Here is a 24,520-nt window from a genome sequence, read left to right on the forward strand (position 1 = left end):
ACCTCTTTCACATGTTAAATTAATTTCAACAGTTCAAAATAGGGCTATAAAATAAATGATCATCGAGGTAATTCAAATGACAAAAAACAATAACAAATCTAAACATCTGGCTAGCATTTCACTTGCAATAATGGGAACAGGATTTATTGCAACTATACCTTTTCAAGACTCTCTTTTTGGACGATTCCTACAAGGTGGGTTTGAAGCGGGGTTAGTAGGTGGTTTGGCCGACTGGTTTGCCGTTACTGCGTTATTCCGACATCCACTAGGAATTCCAATTCCCCACACTGCCCTTCTGCCTAAAAATAGACAAAGGATTACGAATGGAATTGTAAATATGCTTGAGAACGATTGGCTTACAAAAGAAAGCATTCGCGCAAAAATCAAAAATATGAATTTTACCGAAAAGGCATTGAATATTGCCGAAGAAAAAATTCAGACTGAAGTATTCCAAACGGCCATTACATCTATTCTTGTTCATAGCGTACAAGAGCTGAACGTTGAAAAGTTATCACCGTTTGTAGAAAAAGAATTAAAGTCTAAATTAGAAACGGTGGATACCTTGAAAGTGTTGCAAGCTGCAGTTGAGCAAGTAACAACTCGTGAATACGAGGTGAAGGCACTCGACTTCGCTCTCAATGAGCTAGCAGTTTGGGCGAGTAAAGATAGCACAAAATTCCAGTTGGGAACGATGGCCATAGAATATATTGAAAACATGAAAATGGATGGCTTTATGCAAATTGCACTGCGTTCATTCAGTAATTTTATTAATGAAGAAAAGCTTGGGAGCCTTTTGCAAACATTCATATTAAGAAATGTGCGCGGTTTGCAGGAAAAGGATAATCGTAATAGACAAATGGTCATTCAACAAATTCAGTCCGAATTAACGAAAACGCAAAACCTAGAAAAATTATCTGGAGAGCTAAACGGCTGGAAGCAACAATTTATAGAGGATTGGCAGCCTGCGAATCAAATTACTGACATCTTGAAGCAATTTAAGGAAAGATTACTTCTCTTCATACAAGCACCAGAATTTTTTGGCGATTTCGTTCTTCCTGCGATTCAGAAGCTACTGAGCAATACAAAGGCAGATAGCGAAAGAATGGCAAAAATGGAAGACTGGGTACAAAAACAAATTGCCAATCTCGTAGAGAAAAATCACTCTGTTATCGGAAAACTTGTTCGTGAGAATTTAGACAAGCTTGACGATGCTACCATTACACAGATGGTCGAAAACAACGTAGGGAAAGATTTGCAATGGATTCGTGTAAACGGGGCACTTTGTGGTTTCTTGATTGGATTAGTATTAGTTGGGGTTAAATCATTTTTTTAGTCCAAAAAGTGAGTGCTCTTTTCATTTGCACTCACTTTTTATTTTCCTTTTTAATTACTTACTAAATAAAAATACTAATTACGATCCCCTTTCCCTATTATCCTTTTCAATATTTAAGATCACTTTTGTTACTGTCCATTGTTTCCGGTTTATGATCAGCAACAACTAATACATCTAAATGACGTACCGCTCTAAGTAATTTTTGCACCACCGATCCTTTAAGAACTTCCTCTAATCTTCTCCGAGCTGAATGACCGATAATCACTTGCGTTGCATTTTTTTCCTTTAATCGTTCCACTAGCTCTCCTACCACTTGTCGGCGTTGAGTAGTTTCGTACATTTCAAAGATTCCTCCGAGCCGTTCTGTCAAAATTTTAATATTCTCTAAACTCCTCTCTTCCTCCTCAGTTAGAGGTGAATGATGTTTGACATAAACCACATACCATACCGCTTTTAACCTATAGGCGATACGAAACCCGCGCCTAATGAGACTTTCACTATCCGTGCGCAGATTTACACAAACAAAAATTACCTCCTGTTTTCTCCATGGCCCCCTTAAAGTCCGTCTCGTCTCCAATGATTCAAGCCTTTCATCAACATCATCCGCTACCTCGCGTAAAGCTAATTCACGTAAAGCAATAAGGTTACCAGTTTTAAAAAAATGATTCAGCGCTTGTTCCACTTTTTCCTTCGCATAGATATTTCCTTCACGCATTCGTTGCTGAAGCGATTTTGGAGAAATATCAATAAGCTCTATTTCATCTGCAACTCTCAAAACATGGTCTGGTACAGTTTCCCGAACTCGAACCCCAGTAATTTGTTCCACACTGTCATTTAGGCTTTCTAGATGTTGGATGTTCATCGTTGAAATAACCGAAATTCCCGCTTTTAAGATTTCTTCAACATCTTGATATCGTTTTTTATTTTTACTCCCGGGTACATTTGTATGAGCTAATTCATCTACAAGCACAACCTCTGGATTTCTTTTGATAATGGTTTCTGTGTCCATTTCTTCCAGGAAAACATTTTTATAGCTTATTTTTTTCCTTTGAATCAATTCTAGGGAACCAATTTGTTCCGATGTTTCTTTTCTTGCATGTGTTTCGATTAGTCCAATTATGATATCGATGCCTTTTCTTTTTAAGAGGTTCGCCTCACGTAGCATTGTATAGGTCTTTCCAACACCGGGGGCAGCTCCGATATATACTTTTAAATGGCCTCGTCTAATCTTATCTATTTTCTCTTCTACTTCTTTATGGGACATACGGCGGTATGGATTCTTAACAATTTCTTTATTCCATTTAGCAGGAATTACTCTTTCTCCATTTTTTTCTGCTCGATCAGCTACAATAAATACATCCATGTTTCTCGTTTTACGTAGTATTCTATTAATAATAGATCCATGGATAATTTCCTCCCAACGACTTCGTTTTGATTGTCCCATCACAATTCTAGTAACATTATTATTAGTCGCATAGGTTACAATTTCCTCGGCTACATCATCAGTTGTTAATGGTAATTCTTCAAATTTCCCTCCTACTTTATCAACTAGCTTTATAATGGACCTTCGAAAAGTCTCCTCGTCTTTGGAGAGTTTCATTGCAGGAGAGCGAAAACATACAACAAATAACTCTCCACCTAGTCGTTTTGCAATTTGTTGTCCTCGGCGTATTAAGATGGATCCATTCCAGTGGTATTGGACAGATACAAGCACTAGCTCCGAGGCTCCAGATGGTCCAATTAATCCCTGCTTCTCACGATAATCGTCTAGTTCATCATTTACTTCTCCTGCTAAAAAACGTAATGAAAGTTCTCGTAATACAGCCAAATTATCTCTTCTGAATAAATTTTGTTGCTTACTTTTCTCTTCATGTCCTTCATTAATAGAACCTTCTTGAAAACGATTAAGTATTTGTTCAGGAGTAACATCTAGAAGCTTAACCTCATCCGCCATTGCTAGAGTGTTATCTGGTAGACATTGGTCAACTTGAACCTTAACACCTAATAATTTTTCCGCTACCTCTTTTACACCTTCTAATTCATAGATGTTTATGGTTGTTAATACACTAATGTTATTGCTCATAATCATTAACACATCATCAAGTCTTCTCTTATTCAAAGCATTAGGTCGATTACGATGTGACAAAGAATCGACAAGTACTACCTCAGGATTTCTTTCAATTATGGCTGTTACATCCAAATCCTGTTTAATGTTTCCATTGTCCGTCCACTCAATCGGTGAAATTATTTCTAGATCTCCTATTTGTTCAACGGTTTTAGGACGATCTGAGGCACTAACTATTCCTATTACCACATCAATTGATTTTTTCTTAAGTTCATTTCCTTCCAATAACATATGAAAGGTCTTTCCAGATCCAGAAACTGCACCTAGAATAATTTTTAGACGACCTCGATTGATTTTGTAAATGGAATGTAAAAATTCTTCGGGAGATTTCCTTCGAAACTTTTCTGCCATATACTTTTCCCTCTCTTTAAACTTACGCGAAAACTTTCAAAGATAAATAAACTGTTAAAATTACATGACGAATAAGCTTTTGGCACAATACTCTATAATTTCTCTTCTTCTAATGATGCCAATGAATGTTTTATTGTCATCCACGACTGGAACAAAATTTTGTTCCAATGACTTTAGGATGATGTCTTCCATTTCTGAGTTAATCGAAATGGCTTTATTTTTTTTATGAAGAGGAATATCTCTTAACCAAATCTTATTGGTACTTTCAAAAGTAAAATTTGGTGTATTCTTTACCTTCCATAATAGATCTCCTTCTGTAAGAGTACCGATGTACCTTCCCTCACAATCTATTAGTGGCACAGCTGAATACCTGTGATATTCCATCTTTTCTAGTGCTTGCCTCATTGTTGATTCGTATTTGATGTATGCTACTTCATTCTTGGGTATGAGAAAAAATGCTATATTCACAATAACAACAGTCCTCCAAAATTACTCGGTGCTTAACTATTTATTTTTTGAAAAAAGGAGAGTACAGTACTCTCCTTCTCAACATATTACATTTGGTCAAGAGCCATGTTTAACTCTAAAACGTTGACCCGAGGTTCACCAAAAATACCCAGTTGTCGACCTTCTGTCTTCTCTTTAATTAATTGAAGCAATTCTTTTTCGTCTATGCCTCTTATCTCCGCGATTCTCGAGACTTGAATTTTGGCTGCTAACGGAGAAATATGCGGATCCAGTCCCGATCCTGAATTTGTTAAAAGATCTGCAGGGATATCTTCTTTCTTCACTTCTAGATTTGCTGCAAGGAAGGCTTCAATATCCTTTTTTGTACGTTCAATCATAGCTTCATTCGAAGGTGCATAGTTGCCAGAGCCAGAACCTGCTGCATTATATTCTATAGAAGATACTCGCCCGGAAAAATATTTCGGATCTTTAAACATCTGGCCGATTAATTCTGAACCGATTACTTTTCCATCACTTTCAATCAAACTTCCTTCTGCTTTTGCCGGCATTGCTAAATTAGAAATACCGGTTACTGCCATAGGGTAGCCTATCCCACAAACGATTAACAGCACCAGACTGATTCTTAGATTTTTCAACACTTTACCATCACCCTTTATTAGATTATTTAAATAAACAAGCTCAATGCGATATCGATCACTTTAATACCAATAAACGGAACTAACACTCCACCAAAACCGTAAATGAACAAATTGCGATTTAATAATTTCGTTGCACTCATTGGAATATATTTAACGCCTCTCATAGCTAATGGAATCAGCAATGGTATAATGATTGCGTTAAAAATCAGAGCTGATAAAATCGCGCTTTCTGGGGTTTGAAGGTTCATAATATTAAGTGAAGCCATTTCAGGTATTGCAATCATAAACATGGCAGGAATGATGGCAAAATATTTAGCAACATCGTTAGCAATACTAAATGTAGTCAGAGCTCCGCGAGTCATCAATAGCTGTTTCCCAATCGAAATGACTTCGATTATTTTTGTTGGATCAGAGTCTAGATCAACCATGTTTGCAGCTTCCTTTGCTGCCATAGTACCGCTATTCATAGCAAGACCAACATCGGCTTGGGCGAGAGCTGGGGCATCGTTTGTTCCATCGCCTGTCATAGCAACCAATTTTCCTTCTGATTGTTCTCTTTTGATAACAGCAATCTTATCTTCAGGTTTTGCCTCTGCGATAAAATCATCCACGCCAGCTTCTTTAGCAATGGTTGCTGCAGTTAGGGGATTGTCCCCTGTACACATGACTGTTTTAATTCCCATTTTTCGTAATTCATTAAATCTTTCTCTCATACCAGGCTTAACTGTATCCTTCAAATATATTAGACCTAATATACGATTTCCATCTGCTACCGCTAACGGAGTTCCACCTTCCATTGCGATTTTCCTTGTTTTTTCTTCAAGATCTCTAGGTATTTGCCCACCTTGTTTTTTCACATATTCTTTTATTGCGTCAACTGCCCCTTTACGTACTGCAAGGCCATCTGAAAAATTAGTACCACTCATCCGAGTTTCTGCAGTAAATTCCACTCCCTCTGTGCCATGAATCTCAGGAAAGGTAGCATTTAATTTTCTTCCTAGTTCAATGATAGATCGTCCTTCAGGAGTTTCATCATGTAGCGAACTAGCCACCGCTGCTCGATTGAGATCATCCTTTGTTATGTTTTCTACCGGAACAAATGAAGAAGCCATTCGGTTACCATGTGTAATCGTCCCAGTTTTATCAAGGATGATCGTATTAATATCTCCTGCGGCTTCAACAGCTTTTCCTGACATTGCGATTACATTAAATTGTGTAACACGGTCCATCCCAGCAATCCCAATTGCCGAGAGAAGTCCACCAATCGTTGTTGGTATTAAGCAAACCAACAGTGCAATCAGGGTTGCAACCGGAATAGTTGCATTTACAAAAGATGAAATAGGAACAAGTGTCGTACAAACAATCAGGAATATTAATGTTAGACTGACCAAAAGCGTATTTAATGCGATTTCATTAGGTGTTTTTTGGCGTTTTGCACCTTCTACAAGGCTAATCATTCGATCAATGAATGATTCTCCAGGATCTGCAGTAATTTTCACTTTAATGCTGTCACTAGTGACTCTAGTACCACCTGTTACAGAGCTGAAATCACCGCCAGATTCCTTGATAACAGGAGCTGATTCACCGGTAATGGCTGATTCATCTACAGAGGCAACGCCTTCAATGACTTCTCCGTCCCCAGGAATCATTTCGTTTGCTTCTACGAGAACTATATCTCCTTTACGCAATTCTGTAGAATCTACGATTTTATAAGAATGATCTTTTTGTAACCTTCTCGCTTTTGTATCTTGCTTTGTTTTCTTTAAACTGTCAGCTTGCGCTTTCCCTCTGCCTTCAGCTAATGCTTCAGCAAAATTTGCGAATAAGATTGTAATAAATAAGATGCTGCTAACTACTCCGTTATACAATGCGTCTGATTTTTCTCCAAAAATGGATGGGAAAATCGTCAACAGAAGGGTGATGACAAAACCTACTTCTACTACAAACATAACTGGATTTTTCAACATTACAATCGGATTAAGTTTTCTAAATGACTCTTTTATCGCATTTGTAACAATATCATTACTAAGCGTATTTTTACGCGTTGTGTTCATATAGGAATACTCCTTTACTTTCTGTTTTCTATCGTTATCGTATGGTCAGCCATTCAGCTATAGGACCTAGTGCAAGCACTGGGAAGAAGGTTAATGCTCCGACAATTAATACCGTTGCTACAAGAATGACCAAGAATGTGCTGTTATCTGTTTTAAAAGTTCCTAGCGTTTCCGGTACCGGTTTTTTTGACAACAATGACCCTGCTACCGCAATCATGGCAATCATTGAGAAGTATCGGCCAAACAACATGACCAGACCTGTTGAAATATTCCAAAACGGGGTATTATCACCTAAGCCCTCAAATCCAGAACCGTTGTTGGCAGCTGATGAAGTGAACTCATACACTACCTGTGAAATACCGTGAAAGCCTGGATTTGAGATTGCAACTGTTCCCATATTGGTTGCCAGGGCAATGGCAGAAGGAACTAATATGATCAGTGGATGAATCAAGATGGTTATCGCAATCAATATCATTTCCTTCGCTTCAATTTTCCGTCCCAGGAATTCTGGGGTACGACCAACCATTAGGCCCGCTAAGAATACCGCCAAAATGGCATACATTAAAATATTGATGGTTCCAACACCGTCTCCACCAAACACACAGTTCAACATCATTTCTCCAAGTGGGACAAGACCTCCAAGCGGTGTTAGGGTATCATGCATATTGTTTACTGTACCTGTTGTAGCTGCCGTTGTTACCGCTGTAAATAGTGCACTTTGGGCAATACCAAATCGTACTTCTTTTCCTTCCATACTGCCGTTCTCCTGAGATAAGCCTATTGCCTCTAGGGCAGGATTTCCACCTGCTTCACTAAAGTAAGCAAGGGATAAGAACCCAAGGAACATGATGCTCATCGCAGTGAATAAGATCATTCCCTGCTTGCGGTTTCTGCTCATTCGACCATAAGCAAATGGCAATGAAGCTGGAATTAAGAACATTGAAATAATTTCGATTACGTTTGAAAGCGGTGTAGGATTTTCAAATGGATGTGCAGAGTTTACTCCAAAGAAACCTCCCCCGTTTGTTCCTAAGTGTTTAATAGATTCTAATGAAGCGACAGGCCCGCGGGCTATCTGCTGCTCCGCTCCCTCAATCGTATTTACTGTAACTGTTGGGTCCATTGTTTGCGGAACTCCCTGACCGACTAGGAAAAGCGCAACCAGTACCGATAACGGCAATAGAATACGAGTGTGTGTACGAACTAAATCAACATAAAAGTTTCCAATACTCTTTTGTCCTGTTATACCTCTGAAAAAAGCGATACAAAGAGCCAGCCCTGTAGCAGGGGTAGTAAACATTAAGAATATGATGACCATCATTTGCGATAAGTAAGAAAGACCAGATTCTCCACTATAATGCTGAAGATTGGTATTAGTCAAAAAGCTTGAAATGGTATTAAAAGATAGCAGCGGATCCATAGTAACTATGTCACTAGGATTACCAGGCAAAATGTGCTGGAAACGCACAATGATATACCCTAGTCCGAACATGACAAGATTACTTATTAAGAGTGCTTTGGCGTACTCTTTCCATTTCATTTCGGTTTGCTGTATGCCTGAGATTTTATAAATCACCTTTTCTATGCCGCCGAAAACCCTATCGAGTTTTGTTGATTCCAAAGAAAAGACTGAAGCTATGTATCGCCCCATTGGAATGGCAAAGATAACAACCAGAGCCAGTACCAAGGCTATTTGTAAAAAATCCATTTTATTTCCCTCCGCGTAAAAAAAATTAATATTTTTCTGGATGAATAAGTGCATCCATTAAATAAAGGGTTAAGCCGCCTACAATGCACATTAATAGAATCATGATTTTCCGCTCCCTTGATCATCTATTACGATTTCACAAAACTTAATAAAACCAAAAAACATCGCAAAACTAAGTACAATAAGTCCAATAGATACAAAATCCATTTTTTGCTCTCCTTCCACTAAATGAAAATAAAACGTTAAATTTTCTTCCTAAGATGCTTTTACTATTCACCTCCTCTAATTTAAGAATTTTCCTCATTTTGTTTCGGAAACCAATGATAGGTTCTGCAATGTGGCCAGCTCATAATTACGTAATCGGCTCCCAATTTTTTATAAAGAAAATTGCTTCCATGGTCCTGAGTGACAACGAAAATGGTTCCTAAAAACCATTCTGAAAGAAAAGAAGTGCAAATAATTCCAGCTGATAAACCTTCAGGTAAAAGATATACTCGCTTGTAGCCGCTTAATTTTCTATGCTCTTGAAAATTCTCAATCTCTTTTACCAACTTTGTAAATATAAAAATTGTTCATACGGCAAAATCGTGATCAATTCATTTGAGACGTAACGATAAGAATAATTAACTACTGATGAAAACAGCTCCCCTTTTCCAATGAGTAAAATATTGTCCATGCACTTTTTCTCCTTTGAACGATTGCTTCTGGTGTTTTCTTACTCCCTCTCAACTTTTCTCATGACTGGAAACCTGCAAAAGAACAAAAAAATAGACCAATGCTTACTCTTCCTCCGGTTCGTTTCTATAGGCAAACGATCATAGATGCTGAAAACATCATGACTGTTTGCATATAGAAACAAACATTACGGAGAAAAAGCACTCATTGGTCTACTTAACGCCCAGCAAGCATATAGCTCTCTTTGCGTTCTGTCTTCCAAATTACTTTTTCTTTTCTTAAAATAGGCAACAAAAAAAGACCCATTTTACAATCTCAAGTTGCTCTTCTGCTGTTTAATGACAACAAAAAAGCCCCCTGAAAAAGGTGGTCTTATGACCTCCCTCGCTTTAGCCGACGAAGTTAGCTGACGGGTAGGATGGCGAAAGAGTTACTCATCCCTTCTGCGTATGGCAGAATTAACCCCAAATAATTGGTTCCTCCGTTCCTGATTTCTCAGGATTGAGCCGTATATGAAGTTGCTGATTACAATGTAATGATATTCCTGAAGCATTCGTTTGTAAATAGGTAAAAAACACAAAAAAAGTTTAAATTTCTTTATTTATCCTAATAAAAACGAATATTACTTAATATTCCTCATCTTTTCTCACTATTTCTAAGATTCTAGTAGTTATTGACATTTTGTTCTTGCTGGCTTTAATATAAGGCTCATGAAAAGTGAAAACATCACTTTAGGGAGGAAACATGAGTGGGATCACCGTCTAAAAAGAAATTAGAGGCAGAAATAAGTGCCGCCTTTATTAAGTTTCAACGAGAATTGATTGGTAGAGGACCGCAGGAAGCAAAGACTTATATCGTAAAAGATATGGTCATCACTCGATTCAAGGGTGTGCTGACTGTCGAGGAAAAACACTTAGTTTCCCACGATACAGGTCGAAAGCTAGTAAAACAAATGCGGCAGGTTTTGCGAGAAATGTACAGCCAGGACTTTGAGCAAATCGTTGAACAATTTACCGGCTGCAAAGTATTATCCAGCCATAGTGATATCAGTACTAAAATGGGAGAAAGAATTGAGGTCTTCATAATCGACAAAGACCTTGAAAAAGTTCTTGAACAGTCCTAAATGTTCACTCTCTCCACCTTTATGGAACTGGTCAAATGATATAACCTCACTTCAAATAATTTAAGGACTGGCTCCTTTAAATCGCCAGTCCTTTCGCGTTAATTTTCTGGAAAATAAGGGTTAAGATGAATCAATACTTCTTCAACATTATCGAACTTTTTCATTAAGGCGCCTTTTATTTCTCTTGCCAGATCATGACCTTCTTTGATTGTCTTAAAATGGTCGATAGATATTCTCACGTCAACTAATATGTAATGTCCATGCTCTCTGCCTCGGATTCTGTCTATCCGTCTAACTTCTTCGAATTCATTGATGACATTGATAATGGACTGCAAGGTATCGGCATCAAGACTTCGTTCAATAAGGATATGAAAAGCTTCTGTCAGCATTTCCTTAGCTATCTTAAAGATAAGATATGCAACGAAAATACTAGCCACTTTATCTCCGTACATCAAGAAAATGATATTAGACTTATCTCCAATAAACGAAAGCAATACCCCCGCTGCAGCTGCAATAGATGCTACTATATCTGCCTTATGATCAAAAGCGATGGCCTCCATTGCCTTGCTTTTATATTCTTTGGCAACCTTCAAAGATGTGCGATAAAGAACCGTTTTTGAAACGTAAGAAATAATAGCTACCCACATCGCTAAAAGACTAGGCGTTTCAATTGGATGGAAAAAGCCTACAATGCCTTCATAAACGATATAGATGGAAACAAAGACTAGAATGATCCCAACTACACCCGAAACAATGACTTCTGCCTTCCCGTGTCCATAGGGGTGATCTTCATCTGCAGGTTTATTGGCCAACTTTATGACTAGTAAAACGATGATTGAAGCAAAAACGTCTGCAGCAGAGTGAATCCCATCTGCGAAGACAGCATCCGAGTTCCCATACCAACCTACAAAAATTTTCCCTAATGTGAGAATGATATTAGCCCAAACACTTATGATGGCAATTTTTTTTGCTAATGATTCTCTTTTATCCAACAACAACACCCCAATTCAAATCTTTTCCCATCATAACAATTCGTAGATTGGTGGGTCTAGAGCAACAGTTTTCGATCATGCAACCTCTTTAGCCTTAATAAAAAAAAATTTCCCAAGACCAAACTTTTCATTATCATATCTTCGCACCCGCACTCGTTCTACATTCTTCAACTAAATTTTCATCTATTCCCCTGTCTTGGTTAAAAACACACCTTTTATCCCATGTTTCAATTACTATATTCTGCTACTATTTGACAAAGGGCAAATTTTACGAAAGTAAAAGACGCAAAGCCACGGGCCTAAAACAAGATTTTTCTTGTCATGGCAGCCGGGTTGCATAGGACACTCGTAGAGTATTCTTTCCAACGTCCATTCCCTACTTTGCCTTTTACCTAAAGGAAGGGTGTTCAATCATGAAAAGAATTCTTGTAGCAGATTCATCTATCTACACCAAAAGCGTCCTTCGAAAACTGCTGACGAAGACACATTTTAGGATCATCGCTGAAGCCGATGATGGCAAACAAGCTGTCAGTAAATATGTACAATCTAAACCAGATTTTGTATTAATGGATATTTCTTTGCCGAAACAAAATGGTTTTGAGGCACTAAGACAAATCCTGAAATTAGATTCTAATGCTAATATCATTATGTTTTCTACTTTATTCGAGCCTTTCTTACACTCCGATTTAATTAAACTTGGAGCAAAGGACTTCTTATCTAAACCCGATTTCACTGGCTTAATTGCTTCCTTACATAATATTGAACAAAAGCAGCATTCCTAATCAGGAATGCTGCTTTTGTTTTGGGATATTTTATTACTTGAACTATGAGCTTAACATAAGGAATATCATTTTATTATTGGTATACTATAATTATAGTTTGAAAAATGAACGGTAAAGGAGCAGATGAATGACAGAAACAGTAAAATCAGCAATAAAACACAAAAAACTTAGTAAAGGCCAAGTTCTAAAAAGAGCCATTGGAATATTCCTCGGTGCTCTCTTAATGGCAACGGGGCTAGAAATCTTTTTAGTTCCTAATAGTGTAATCGATGGAGGAATTACCGGTATCTCCATTATGTTATCCCACGTGTTCCATCTTCCTCTCGGTATGTTCATTTTCCTATTGAACCTTCCATTTTTCTTTCTTGGCCGAAAACAAATAGGAACGACGTTTGCGATTTCTACCCTATTTGGAATTATTGTTCTTTCTTATTTCACTTCCTTATTCCATCCAATTCCCCCTTTCACAGATGACATTCTTCTTGCAACCGTTTTTGGTGGAATGGTACTAGGTGTAGGTGTAGGTTTGGCGATTAGATACGGAGGTGCATTAGACGGTACTGAAATTTTAGCAATTCTTATCAACAACAAAGTGCCATTCTCTGTTGGTGAAATCATTATGTTTTTCAACATTTTCATTCTCGGAGCAGCAGGATTTGTGTTTAGTTGGGATCGTGCTATGTACTCCATGCTCGCCTACGTAATTGCTTTTAAAACAATCGACGTAGTTGTCCAAGGGCTTGATGAGTCAAAATCTGCCTGGATCATTAGCGATCAACATAAGGACATTGGTGAAGCGATTCTTGCTCGACTAGGTAGGGGAGTAACTTACTTAACTGGTGAAGGGGCTTTTACTGGAGATGATAAGAAAGTTATTTTCTGTGTAATCACCCGTCTCGAAGAAGCCAAACTAAAGACTATAGTAGAGGAAATCGATCGCACTGCTTTTCTGGCATTTGCCGATATCTCTGAAGTTCGTGGCGGACGTTTCAAGAAAAAAGATATTCATTAAACTTTTCACTATCCCTTCAATAAAAGCGGACAGCCCTCCTTTAGAGCTGTCCGCTTCATTATTTTACGTCAAACATGAACACTTTATGGTCGTGCAATTCATCCTTTTTCACATGAACTTGTACATGATAGGAACCAGCTTGAGGAAAGGTAATGGGTGCCGTATACAATCCGTTTCCTTCTTCTTTCGCGTCAATCCATTGAGGTTTCCCCTCTGCACCTTCCCATACTTCAAAGGTAATTTTCGCATCCGAAAGAGCGGAATCAGCATTCATAACCACTGCATTAAGTTTTGCTTGCTCATTCGCTTTAAATTCAGTTGTATTCTTTAGATCAATCGTTAGCTCTGAATCGTGATGATGTTCTTCCTCATGTGTGGCTGATTCATGATTTTCATCATGTGAATCATTTGTTGCTACTGGAGTACCTACTGTTATTTCTTTTTTAGGCATTGCATGCAAACCTCTTGCCGTAACATGCGCCGTTACGAAATATTGACCATCTTCAGTGAATGTTTTACTAATAGAATAAATTCCCTTGCCGTCATTCTTGGCTTTCAACATTTCATGGTCTTCCTGACCTGACTGCCAAATCTCAAATTTGACTTCTTTTGCATCGGCTACCTTTTCTTTCCCCTGAGTCACTACTGCTTCAATTTTCACTTCTTCATTTGCCTTCAATGTCTCCGGAGTCAATTTCACTTCAACATCAATGAGTTCTAAATTCTGAGCATTATGATTCTTATGGTTTGAGTGATCTTCATTTGAAGAACAAGCTGCAAGGAAGAATACGAACATTACAATCCCTAATATCTTAAATTTCATTTTAAAAGCTCCTTTATTATCATATATACACATTCTTACCAAAATCTTAACGGAGTTAACCAGTATTAACAACATTAAGATGTGAATAATTTGTTAAGATTAGACGCTCCGTTAAATGTTCCGGTGGATTTTCGCTCCCAGGCACTTCGCTTTCCGCGGGGCGTGCGGTGAGCCTCCTCGGCGCATCTGCGCCTGCGGGGTCTCACCTGTCCCGCTAATCCCGCAGGAGTCTTCGTGCCTTCCGCTCCAATTAACATTTTTTAATAATCAAACTTAAACTTTACCGGAGCCAAATTAATAATCCTTTTCATATTATTTTGGAATAATTTTCATAATATTTTTTATTTTCTGGAAAATTAGCAGGAATTTTGTCCTAGTATTTAGAATAAATATCTCTTAGTGAAAGAATTGAATAGACATTCATTTTTCACACGCAATTATTCGAAATATGGGGGTAAAATGGATGAATGTTTTTGGCTTATTCTTTTCAGAAATGGCCAAGCTTGTTGCAAAAAAAGGAGTCTTATTCTCTGTCATTGCAGCATTGCTCGTCCCAGTGGTGTATGGTGGTATTCTACTATCACCTAAATGGGGACCTTACGACAATCTGTCGAATTTGCCGGTCGCAGTTGTCAACAATGATCTCGGCGCCGTATCAGATGATGAACAGATCAATGTCGGAAAAGATCTCGTTGCAGATCTTGAAAAAAACAAAAGTCTTGGATGGAAATTCGTCGATTCTGCCCAAGCAAGAAAAGGACTTAAGGACCTAAAGTATTACATGGTTATCGAGATTCCGGAAGACTTCTCGGAAAGGGTCACAACTGTTCTAGATCCTAATCCAATGAAATTAGAGCTGAACTATATACAAAATGAAGGCTTGAACTTCATGGCAGCTCAAGTAACAAAAAGTGCTACAGAGAAAATCAGAGAAAGCTTAGCGAATAAGATTACCGAGAAATACGTGAAAAACATTTTCGGTAGTCTTGGAGAAGTTTCAACTGGTTTTCAAAGTGCAGCTGATGGATCAGCCCAACTACACGATGGAACGGTTCAATTGAACGATGGAACGTCGACACTTTTGAAATCGCTTACAGAAAAATCTGGTGACATTAGCAAACTTGCTAATGGTTCAAACGAACTTAAAGATGGTACAGGCCAATTGTTGAGCAACTTAACGAAGAAACAGCCTGACATTACGAAATTGGCAATGGGTTCGAAAGAATTAAGAGACGGGCAAGCTCAAATCCTTACATCCTTAAAGGCTAAGACTGGTGATATTGCTAAGTTAGCAAAAGGAACGAGAGATTTGAAGGATGGATCATCTGAATTGAAAGATGGGACTTCTCTAATGCTATCCCAAATGGAAATAAAGTCTGGAGATATTTCCAGATTGGCCGCAGGAGCAACAGCTGCTAACAACGGTACTGGTCTATTACTACAATCATTAAAGGAAAAACAGCAAGGCATACAAGAGCTTGCTGCAGGAGCAAAGCAACTTGAAGCAAGTACACCGCTTTTAAAAGGCGGGACTGAACAAATTTTAGGCGGTTTAACTAAGACTCAAGCTGCCATTCGTGGCAAAATTCAACCTGGAGCTGCAGCTGTTTCTGCAGGTGTAAATGAAGTTGCTGCATCTTCACAGGCCCTAGGTTCAAATCTCCAGCAGCTAACTGGAGCATTAGATGCCTACTTAACAGCTCATCCAGAGCTACAAACTGATACAGCCTTTATGACCATTGTACAAACAAGTCGAGGTATCACTGCAGCTGCAACTGATCCCGCAAAAAAAGAAAAACTTCAACAATTACAAGGTGGAGCAGCATTATTAGCAGCTGCATTCACGGAAAACTCAATTCCTAAAGAAGACTCTTTAGCAGACGGCGTTAATCAAATGGTAGTCGGACAAACTGATATTGTCCAAGGAGTCGCAAGTCTTCATCAAAAAGCTCCTCTTCTTGCCGGAGGTACAGCTACAGTTGAAGCAGGCTGGGCAACTATGATTGATAAAGTTGCGGAACTTCATGGTGGTACCACTCTCATTGCTGCTGGAAATAACAGTGTCAATACAGGTTGGAGTACTCTCACGGAAGGAGTTAAGAAACTTAATGGCGGTGCGGGAGCAATCCAAGCTGGCTTAGTTCAAGTAAGCGCGGGCAATGACTCTATTAACACTGCATGGGGACCATTGACTAATGGCGTTGGGAAAGTTCATGCTGGCTTGGTTCAAGTGAGCGATGGCAATGCTACCGTTGATAACGGATGGCGTCAACTTACGAGCGGTGCTAGCAAAATTCATAACGGCATGGTTCAAGTAAGCGACGGAACGGCAAGTGTGAATAAAGGTTGGGGTGACCTAACTGATGGTGTCACACAATTGAATGATGGTGCTGGCAAACTAAATGCTGGTAGCAACGAACTAGCAACTGGACTAAAAGATGGTGCTGAAAAAACAAGTGCGATTAAGGCTGATGATTCAAATATTAGCATGTTCTCTTCACCTGTTGAATTAGTCAGCGATAAAGTTAACGGTTATCAGTTCTACCGCGATTCAACAGCTCCATATGTTTTATCTTTAGCTTTACTTGTAGGAATCTTGATTATGTCAATGTTTATTAATTTCACACGACCAGAAGGTGTATCAGCATTCACATGGTTCGGAGCTAAATTCTTGAATCTTGCTTCCCTTGCAATCGGGCAGGCTCTGCTCCTTTCAGCAGTAGTATTCGCTTTAGATTTGAACGTCCAAAATCCATTCGGCTTCGTATTCTTTGCCATTGTGGTGAGCATCATATTCTCAGGAATTGTATTATTCTTTGCAAGCCTTGGAAATATCGGTCGCTTTGTTGCTTTTGTGTTGATCGTTCTTCAACTTTCAACTACAGGAGCAAATCTACCGATTCCAATGTTGCCTGAAAATCTACGTAATTTAAGCGAATTCCTACCACTGACCTATAGCATTGCAGGATTTAAAGCGGTGATCACTCTAGATAACTTTGGTACTGCACTTTCTAACTTAGGTGTACTATTTATCTACTTCATCGCGTTTAGCTTACTTGCTTTGGCAGTATTCCTTGTGAAAGAAAAAACTACATCACAATCACAACAATCTGATGTAGCAATGTAAGACGGTAAAGTCCTGCATGAGGTAAAGAATACCTCTGCAGGACTTTTTAGATTTATTGTCAAATAATTTGGCTAAAATATGATAGGTTTATTCCTTCCTATTTTCAGCAGTCCTCCATGTTAACTTCCCATCCCTTCATGGTACCATTTTAGAGGCTTTCGCACTCTCTAAAGCGCCTGCAAGTCTCTTATTAAGAGGCTTCTTCAAAATCAGAGCAATAAAGAAACAGACGACAATGTAGATACTTAGAATGAGCGAATCTCTTAATACAACTTCTTGAATCATTCCTCCGACTGCCTCACGCAAAATTCTTACAGCATATGTATATGGCATAAAAGGGCTTAAACTTTGGAAAAATGGAGAAGTCATACTGACAGGAAACGTCGCCCCGCTACTAGACATCTGAAAAACCATTAAAAGAACAGCTAGTCCTTTGCCGATGTTTCCAAACACGGAACATAGCGTGTATATGATGCATACAAAAACGATGCTGATAAAAATACTTAATAAGACATACCAATATTTATTTACTACATAAGTATGCAGAAAGAATATTTCTCCAAAAGTAACAATACCCGCTTGAAAGCATCCTATCGTAAGAAACGTTAATAATCTACCGAAATAAACATGATAGCTTCTGAATTTATGCTCATTGTCTTCCACATCCACTCTGAGGGAAGAAACTAGAAGAGTCCCTCCTACCCATAGTGCCAACATTGTATAAAACGGGGCCATTGCTGAGCCGTAATTAGGTATCGGAAAAATCCTTTTCGTATTAAGAATAACTGGGCTAGCTAAAAATTCGCTTTCTTTTTGTGGATCGTGCTGTAAGAAGGCGATGACTTCGTTAATATTTACACTGCCTCTGAACTTACGGATTTTATCTGCGGCAATTTTCACCTTTTCTACATAAGCTGGCAAATCATTTCGAGCAAAATTTGCTGCACTATGAACCACATTCTCGAACTCGGCTAACCTATTCTGAATGAGTAATGACGTTTTTCGGAGATCATTTTCCATCTTTGGCAAGTCTTGACGAACGAAAGCTGCGGCCTCATGAATCTTTTTCTCTACAGAAGGCAAGTCATTTTCCATGAAGCCAGCAGCTCTGCTCATGCTATCCTCTATTTCATCTATCTTTTGTTTTAGACCTAATCGAGTGTTAGTAACACGATTGTGTATTCCCACAATGTCTTTATAAAGTAACTCTAACTTTTGTGTATTTTCATCTGTATTCGCATTTGAATCTGCAGCCGCCTTTGCATTGTTTATTGCCTCTTCTAAATTAGCTTCCAAAGTGGACAAGTTGTTGTTAATGTCATTCAGTATTTCTGTCGATCGACCGATTTCTCCCATCTGCTTTTGTAGTTCTACCACTTGATCCCCCGCTTCCTCAACTAGTGGTAAGCTTCCTTCGATTTTTAAGATACTTTCGCCTGCCCTTTGGATATCTGGTATTTTTTTCTCGAGTTCAATGATTTTCTGAGCTTTTTGTCTTATTTCAGGCAACTTGCTTTCTAATTCAATTGCGGCTTGACCCATCTCTTCAATTTTCGGTAAAGCTTGTTCGAGTTCAAAAATTTTTGATTCCAGATTTAGAATAGACGGCAAATCTTTTTGTAGAACCTTTCCTACTCTCTGAAATGCAGAAAAGATAGCTTCACCAACTGTCTTAGTGAAGTTATCACTAATTTGTATGGTTACACTGGATGCACCTGAGTTTGTAATCTTTGGTGCGACCGCATTTAATTTCTCATTGACTCCAAATAGGATGACCGGTTTTTGGGGATTGGCTTCCAATATACTGGAGAGCTTTTTAGAAAAATCCTTTGGAATAATCAAATAGGAATAGTATTCTCCATGTTCTACACCACGCTTTGCTTCCATTCGATCAACGAACACCCATCCAAGTTTATGGTTATTCTTCAGATTTTTCACAATCTCATTTCCTACATTGATTTTCTTTTTTAAAACTTCCGTACCTTCATCCTCATTAGCAACTGCAACTTTTATTCCAGATGTGTTGCTATACGGATCCCATATCGACTTGATATTTACCCAAGCATAAACAGAAGGTAATAGCATTAATGCTACTACTAAAAAGAGCACTGTTGGGGCGCGAAAGATTCGATGCCAATCTGTTTTATAAATGCGCCAAATCTTATTCACACTATACCTCTCCTCAGGAAATAATATTGATTCCCTTAGCTTTAGAGAAAATCATTAGATTATACTTCACGATGTTATTTAGTAATGGACAATTTTATAGAAGAAAAAAGGGTGAAAGATAGACAAATGTCTTCTTCCACCCTTTTTCTAATTAATCAATTCATATAATAGATATTCTTTATCTTTGGTTTCTGCTAATAAATAATTTTCATGTCCTTCTACGCGATAAATCGTTGTTCCAACTTCAAGAGAGTTCGATGAGAAGTTCTCAACAGGATGAATTTTTTCTTTTAGTTTCTCCTTTATCACTCCGATTTGTTTTTCTAACTTAAATGGTTTCTTTACTGGGACCCTCAAATAGTCTTTACCGTTTACAACCATCATTGGCCCATACCCACAAATCTCCTTTGATGACTCTTGTTCACTACAAGCACTTAAAAAGAAGATACAAAGTAACAATAAAAGCAGTTTCTTCATTTTTTTCCCCCTTAAATTAATGACATATACAAAATGTTTATTCATGCTTGTCTTTGTACATGATTTAATTTTGAGGAATAAAGAAAAGCCTAACTTCTTAGTGATGTGTAGGTAGAAGTTTTAGGAAGTAGTGAATCCCCATCATTCCAGTTAGAACAATCAATGCTACTTTTCCCTTCGAAAGGTTTTTCGATTTCTTCCAAAGCATTTCATAAATGGTGACATAACCCAAGGTCCCAATCGTCGTTCCCATCATGATGGTATTCCATTTCATTGAATCAAAGCTTATATGTAGCCCCATATATATATTCAATCCGATTACGATTGACAATGTTGAGCAAAGAAGTATAAATAAGCGATTTTTCCTCTTAGTCATTGGTACCAATGACATAATAATCATTCCTTCTGGTACATGGTGGATGATAAAGGCAAGCAGTAAGCCACCGTTTATTAGGGCACCTTTTTGAAGGCTCATTCCAAACATGATACCAGTAGGAAAACTATGAATAATGAGGGCAACCATCAATAAATAAAGGGCGTCTTGACTCAAAGTGTGAAAGTGCGAACTTTTATGTAAGACCCATTCCATTGAAAGCATAATAAATACACCTATCGATATGCCGGTAAATATTCCGACACTCTGATAGTGAATAAATGCTTTGGGAAGGATTTCAAAAGTAAACAAGCCCATTAACAAACCACCGCAAAGGATTTGTAAATACACTGTATTTTCTCTACTTATGAATACACCCATGATTCGAATGGATGTTCCGCCAATAACCATCCCAACAAAAACAAGAAAGACGATTGCAGCACTAAACTCTAACTCTTCAACCATTAAACCACCCTTTAATAACTTGTCTTTGTTATTGTTAAATCAATTTATACATATGTCATTAACTTGTTATTTAGACTGAAAGTGAGTTTCATGCTTCTAATCAGGACACATAAAAAAGGTGTCCCAAAAGTTAAACTTTAGGGACACCTTTTTTTAGCACATGTTAACCTACGTTCTTTTCAAGAATCATGCATGCTTCCAAGTAGTTGGCTGACCTGTATTTGGGCAATTTGGAAAAACTTCACCCTGTTTTAATTCAACATGTTCTCCATCTTTATCCTGGTAACCACCTGATTCTGTAACTTGCTCGCCACTTTTGTGTTCATGGTCTGCGTGACGCCATGTTGTCGGTTGATGCGTATTTGGACATACAGGAAATTGTTCCCCTTTTTGAAGATCTTTTCTTTCTCCTGCAGCACAAATATAAGTTCCGGTTTCTGATACTGTATCATTTGTTTTGTGTAAATCATGCGTTGTTTCCATTTTTACCAATCCTCCAGTTTAGATTTGAACTGTTCATACTTTACATTTCCCTTAGTTAGCCATGCTTAAACGAAAATTGAGACGTGCTTAGTGTTCAACCTATGTGAAGTTGTGACAAACTATCGAATTTTATCAGAAGGAAACGCTCTAACGTGGGATTTCCATTGAAGCAATACTTTCCTTTCGCTACTATTATGATAAGAATAGCTATATGAACATAACTTCTTATTGGAAAGGAAGGTTAGATGAGAAAGTATATATTCCCTATGTTGACGGTCTTCACTTTAGTAGCCGGTTGTTCCGCTTCACCTAAAGATCAGGTACAATCTAGCAATGAACAACCAGAAAAAAGTGCTCCCGTCTTAACATATAAAATTGGGAGCGATGATTGGTCTGTTATCAAATCTAATACCGATAGTCCGAAAATACTCGAAGCCTATCAATTTGCTGTCGCGCATCCAGAAGTACTAAACTATATACCTTGCTATTGCGGTTGTAACGAAGAAGAAGGACATACGAACAATACAGACTGCTTTGTAGAAAGTACAGATGGTGCTAAGGTAACCCTCGATACAATGGGCTTTGGCTGAGGAATTTGTGTAGACATAGCCCGTGAGGCTAAAGCAGAGTTTGAGGAAGGTACTCCTTTAAAAGAAATTCGCCATATGATTGATGATAAATACAAGGGAATTGGCACAGCACCAACTCCTACACCTATGCCTGAAGGGTAACAAAAGTAAAGCCCGAATTCTAATTGAATTCGGGCTTTACTTTTTGTTATAAATATTTCCGATGTATCCCTATCCCCTCATACGTAAATAGCATTGCCTTGCCTTCATAACATGCTGTTTATCGTCGAACTAAAATTATAAACGACAAAAATTTCATTACCTGCTTAGAAACTTCAGGGAATCATTGATGCGTTTGACTCCCTTCCACCAGAAAAAACGAAAGTATTAACGAAAGAAATGATTGATAAGATTGTCGTACGAGGAGTTCAGAACATCGAGATTCATCTAAAAAAAATCACAAACCACTCATAAATGGTTTATGATTTTCATTTAACCCATAAAGGGGCTTCCATTTATACCTATACCCCTCCAACTCTTATTACATAAAATTTATTTGAAATCATTTTTCAAAGAAGCTATTGTAAGAATAAAAAGGATCTTTGAAAAATGGACCATACCTTATTACTGATACCAAAATGCATTGTAAAATCACGCTTTGATAATAATGGTTAAAATAGATGAAAAGAGGATCGATGAATATGATACGTACCATTGCAGTTACAAATGACTTGCGAGTTATCAATGATTTACCAATAAGTGAATTAGCAAATCTTGACCTTATGTGGTATTGGGTAGATTTTAACGTTCCAACTGAGGAAGAGTCTCTTCTTCTAAAGACCCACTTCAAGTTCCATCCACTGGCAATTGAAGATTGCCTTCATTATTTCCAGCGTCCCAAGCTTGATTATAATGAGGGCTATGATTTTTTTGTCCTACATTCATTAAATCAAAATACACTTACCGCTGAAGAAGTGGATATATTTGTTGGGCAAAATTTTATTGTAACGTTTCATTTACAACCATCACCTGAAATGGAGTTAGTCCGTCAAAAGCTCTATAAAGATGAAAAGATATTAAAAAAGGGCTCGCTTTACTTTTTTTATTTGATTATGGATAAGATTGTTGATGGGTATTTCCCAAGTGTTTATAAAATTGAGGATTCACTAAACGAAATGGAAGTTACGGATGGGAAACAAGAGGGAATCCAAGGTCTTTTTGAAATTAGAAATCAGCTTCTCAAACTCCGCCGTACCATCTTACCAATGAGAGAATTAGTGTATCGAATCCTTAATTCAGAAAAATTGGTTGTCCCAAAAAATGAGAGAGCTTATTTCATGCATTTATATGATCATTTATTAAAGCTTTCAGAGATGGTTGAGACTAATCGCGAAATGACCTCAGATATTCGTGATAATTATATATCCTTAACTTCAAACAGAATGAATTCAATCATGAAAACACTGACTGTCATGACATCATTTTTCATTCCTTTAACATTCATCGCCAGTATCTATGGCATGAATTTTGAATATATGCCAGAACTTCATTGGCGTTGGGGATATTTTTGTGTACTCGGAGTTATGTTTGTTGTAGGATCAACTATGCTCTTTTGGCTCTGGAGAAAAGGATGGTTTAAATAAAAAAATCAAAAACCGATATTCCATTATGAATATCGGTTTTGTCATTTCTTAGAAGAATCTCTTTTTCCAGAAGATAAGTGCTGTAACACTGGATAAAATTATTGAAATGATGATAGCAATTAAAAATGAATGCGGATAATTTTGAAAAGGAATAGAAACATTCATTCCATAGAAACTTGCAACCATTGTAGGTAAAGCCATAATTATTGTAATAGATGTCAAAAACTTCATTACAAAATTAACATTATTGGATATGACAGAGGCAAATGCATCCATCATGCCACTTAAGATGGTGGTATGGGTTTCAGCCATTTCAATAGCTTGTTGATTTTCTATAATTACATCCTCTAACAATTCTTGGTCATCCTCAAAAAGTCTAAGATAATTGCTTTTTAACATTTTCTGCATAACAATGTTATTCGATTTTAAAGAGGTAGTGAAATATACAAGACTTTTTTGCATATTCAATAATGAAAAAAGCTCTTTATTTTTCATTGACTGATGAAGTTCATTCTCAATCTTATCTGTCTTTTTAATGATTTGTTTTAAATACTTGAGAAAAGATGTAGATATTAAATAAAGAATTTGGAACGAAAACCTTGTCTTTTTGTAGGTGAAAAACTGCTTTACTTTATTCTGTGCAAATACGTGAAATATCGGATTATCTTTGGAACAAATAGTGATAAAACTATCCTCGGCAATTATCATCCCTAGAGGAATTGTGTCATAAATAGGAATACCATTCTCATCCTTTGACAACAAAGGTGTGTTAACAATAATGAGGACGATACCATCGTCCTTTTCGATCCTTGATCTTTCCTCTTCATCTAATGGGTCTTTTAGGAAATCTAAAGGAATCTGTAATTTTTCTGCTACCTCATTAATCTCATGTTCCGTTGGGGATACAAGATTAATCCAACATCCTTTGATGAACTCAGTAGTCTCTTGAAGAAATCCATTTTCATTAGTCAAATAAATTTTCAACATTGTGTAACCTCCTCATGAGTAAGGAAGCCAAATCTACCCCAGATAAAACAAAGAGTTGACGATTTTATCAGTAATCAATCCCTTGAAGAATGGTTTGTAAATGACTTCCTCAAATTTCGAATCGGGTTCTGGTTCTAAACTAT

Annotated in this window: 21 protein-coding genes and 2 riboswitches; of the genes, 7 read left to right on the plus strand and 14 right to left on the minus strand. The window is 37.6% G+C overall.

The window, feature by feature from the left end; genetic code table 11:
* The first annotated feature begins 76 nt into the window (after nucleotides 1-76).
* Nucleotides 77-1,333 (plus strand): DUF445 domain-containing protein, encoded by a 1,257-nt coding sequence (locus BMZ31_RS04560; protein ID WP_090830520.1) that lies wholly within the window; start codon nucleotides 77-79, stop codon nucleotides 1,331-1,333.
* 106 nt (nucleotides 1,334-1,439) lie between these two features.
* On the opposite strand, the gene BMZ31_RS04565 is transcribed toward BMZ31_RS04560, so the two are convergent.
* The 7 genes from BMZ31_RS04565 to BMZ31_RS20880 all read right to left on the minus strand — a co-directional run bounded on the left by BMZ31_RS04565 (nucleotide 1,440) and on the right by BMZ31_RS20880 (nucleotide 9,353).
* Entirely contained in the window at nucleotides 1,440-3,809 is a 2,370-nt protein-coding gene (locus BMZ31_RS04565; protein ID WP_090830521.1) for a universal stress protein, read from the minus strand.
* Nucleotides 3,810-3,869: 60 nt separating this feature from the next.
* Entirely contained in the window at nucleotides 3,870-4,277 is a 408-nt protein-coding gene (locus BMZ31_RS04570; RefSeq protein ID WP_090830522.1) for a CBS domain-containing protein, read from the minus strand.
* Between the two features lie 86 nt (nucleotides 4,278-4,363).
* A complete protein-coding gene (gene kdpC, locus BMZ31_RS04575) occupies nucleotides 4,364-4,915 on the minus strand; it encodes a potassium-transporting ATPase subunit KdpC (protein ID WP_090830523.1) in 552 nt (183 codons plus the stop codon).
* A 26-nt stretch (nucleotides 4,916-4,941) separates the two neighbouring features.
* Entirely contained in the window at nucleotides 4,942-6,969 is a 2,028-nt protein-coding gene (gene kdpB / locus BMZ31_RS04580) for a potassium-transporting ATPase subunit KdpB (protein WP_090830524.1), read from the minus strand.
* Nucleotides 6,970-7,003: 34 nt separating this feature from the next.
* Nucleotides 7,004-8,677, minus strand: coding sequence for a potassium-transporting ATPase subunit KdpA (gene kdpA / locus BMZ31_RS04585; RefSeq protein WP_090830525.1), 1,674 nt, complete (start codon nucleotides 8,675-8,677; stop codon nucleotides 7,004-7,006).
* A 25-nt stretch (nucleotides 8,678-8,702) separates the two neighbouring features.
* Nucleotides 8,703-8,780, minus strand: coding sequence for a potassium-transporting ATPase subunit F (locus BMZ31_RS21020; RefSeq protein ID WP_368086628.1), 78 nt, complete (start codon nucleotides 8,778-8,780; stop codon nucleotides 8,703-8,705).
* A gap of 441 nt (nucleotides 8,781-9,221) precedes the next feature.
* Nucleotides 9,222-9,353, minus strand: a complete 132-nt coding sequence (locus tag BMZ31_RS20880) for a hypothetical protein (RefSeq protein ID WP_302846831.1) — start codon at nucleotides 9,351-9,353, stop codon at nucleotides 9,222-9,224.
* A 375-nt stretch (nucleotides 9,354-9,728) separates the two neighbouring features.
* Nucleotides 9,729-9,870, minus strand: a riboswitch (cyclic di-AMP (ydaO/yuaA leader).
* A 230-nt stretch (nucleotides 9,871-10,100) separates the two neighbouring features.
* Between BMZ31_RS20880 and BMZ31_RS04590 the strand changes: the two genes are divergently transcribed.
* On the plus strand, nucleotides 10,101-10,475 hold the full coding sequence (locus BMZ31_RS04590) for a Na-translocating system protein MpsC family protein (protein WP_090830526.1): 375 nt from the start codon (nucleotides 10,101-10,103) through the stop codon (nucleotides 10,473-10,475).
* A 98-nt stretch (nucleotides 10,476-10,573) separates the two neighbouring features.
* Here BMZ31_RS04590 and BMZ31_RS04595 read toward each other — a convergent pair whose 3' ends face one another.
* Nucleotides 10,574-11,470, minus strand: a complete 897-nt coding sequence (locus BMZ31_RS04595; protein WP_175477997.1) for a cation diffusion facilitator family transporter — start codon at nucleotides 11,468-11,470, stop codon at nucleotides 10,574-10,576.
* A 247-nt stretch (nucleotides 11,471-11,717) separates the two neighbouring features.
* A riboswitch (cyclic di-GMP riboswitch) is annotated at nucleotides 11,718-11,808 on the plus strand.
* Nucleotides 11,809-11,880: 72 nt separating this feature from the next.
* On the opposite strand from BMZ31_RS04595, the gene BMZ31_RS04600 reads away from it, so the two are divergent.
* On the plus strand, nucleotides 11,881-12,249 hold the full coding sequence (locus BMZ31_RS04600) for a response regulator (RefSeq protein WP_090830528.1): 369 nt from the start codon (nucleotides 11,881-11,883) through the stop codon (nucleotides 12,247-12,249).
* Between the two features lie 127 nt (nucleotides 12,250-12,376).
* Nucleotides 12,377-13,261, plus strand: a complete 885-nt coding sequence (locus BMZ31_RS04605; protein ID WP_090830529.1) for a YitT family protein — start codon at nucleotides 12,377-12,379, stop codon at nucleotides 13,259-13,261.
* A 58-nt stretch (nucleotides 13,262-13,319) separates the two neighbouring features.
* Here the strand turns inward: BMZ31_RS04605 and BMZ31_RS04610 are convergent, their stop codons facing one another.
* Nucleotides 13,320-14,084 (minus strand): FixH family protein, encoded by a 765-nt coding sequence (locus BMZ31_RS04610; RefSeq protein WP_175477998.1) that lies wholly within the window; start codon nucleotides 14,082-14,084, stop codon nucleotides 13,320-13,322.
* A gap of 463 nt (nucleotides 14,085-14,547) precedes the next feature.
* Here BMZ31_RS04610 and BMZ31_RS04620 point away from each other — a divergent pair, with 463 nt between their 5' ends.
* Entirely contained in the window at nucleotides 14,548-17,211 is a 2,664-nt protein-coding gene (locus BMZ31_RS04620; protein ID WP_175477999.1) for a YhgE/Pip family protein, read from the plus strand.
* Between the two features lie 135 nt (nucleotides 17,212-17,346).
* Here the strand turns inward: BMZ31_RS04620 and BMZ31_RS04625 are convergent, their stop codons facing one another.
* The 4 genes from BMZ31_RS04625 to BMZ31_RS04640 form a co-directional block, all read right to left on the minus strand.
* Nucleotides 17,347-19,380 (minus strand): YhgE/Pip domain-containing protein, encoded by a 2,034-nt coding sequence (locus tag BMZ31_RS04625; RefSeq protein ID WP_090830533.1) that lies wholly within the window; start codon nucleotides 19,378-19,380, stop codon nucleotides 17,347-17,349.
* Between the two features lie 147 nt (nucleotides 19,381-19,527).
* On the minus strand, nucleotides 19,528-19,857 hold the full coding sequence (locus tag BMZ31_RS04630) for a hypothetical protein (RefSeq protein WP_090830534.1): 330 nt from the start codon (nucleotides 19,855-19,857) through the stop codon (nucleotides 19,528-19,530).
* 97 nt (nucleotides 19,858-19,954) lie between these two features.
* On the minus strand, nucleotides 19,955-20,695 hold the full coding sequence (locus BMZ31_RS04635; RefSeq protein WP_090830535.1) for a ZIP family metal transporter: 741 nt from the start codon (nucleotides 20,693-20,695) through the stop codon (nucleotides 19,955-19,957).
* Between the two features lie 186 nt (nucleotides 20,696-20,881).
* Nucleotides 20,882-21,178: a hypothetical protein gene (locus tag BMZ31_RS04640; protein ID WP_090830536.1), complete on the minus strand. Its 297-nt coding sequence runs from the start codon at nucleotides 21,176-21,178 to the stop codon at nucleotides 20,882-20,884.
* Between the two features lie 245 nt (nucleotides 21,179-21,423).
* On the opposite strand from BMZ31_RS04640, the gene BMZ31_RS04645 reads away from it, so the two are divergent.
* On the plus strand, nucleotides 21,424-21,909 hold the full coding sequence (locus BMZ31_RS04645; RefSeq protein WP_368086626.1) for a PCYCGC motif-containing (lipo)protein: 486 nt from the start codon (nucleotides 21,424-21,426) through the stop codon (nucleotides 21,907-21,909).
* A 539-nt stretch (nucleotides 21,910-22,448) separates the two neighbouring features.
* Nucleotides 22,449-23,390 carry a magnesium/cobalt transporter CorA gene (gene corA, locus BMZ31_RS04655; RefSeq protein ID WP_175478015.1) on the plus strand — a complete coding sequence of 314 codons (942 nt, stop codon included), beginning with the start codon at nucleotides 22,449-22,451 and terminating at the stop codon, nucleotides 23,388-23,390.
* 48 nt (nucleotides 23,391-23,438) lie between these two features.
* On the opposite strand, the gene BMZ31_RS04660 is transcribed toward corA, so the two are convergent.
* Nucleotides 23,439-24,377 (minus strand): magnesium transporter CorA family protein, encoded by a 939-nt coding sequence (locus BMZ31_RS04660; protein ID WP_090830539.1) that lies wholly within the window; start codon nucleotides 24,375-24,377, stop codon nucleotides 23,439-23,441.
* Nucleotides 24,378-24,520: the final 143 nt, after the last annotated feature.

Source organism: Bacillus sp. cl95, assembly GCF_900115925.1.
Lineage (GTDB): Bacteria > Bacillota > Bacilli > Bacillales > Cytobacillaceae > Neobacillus_A.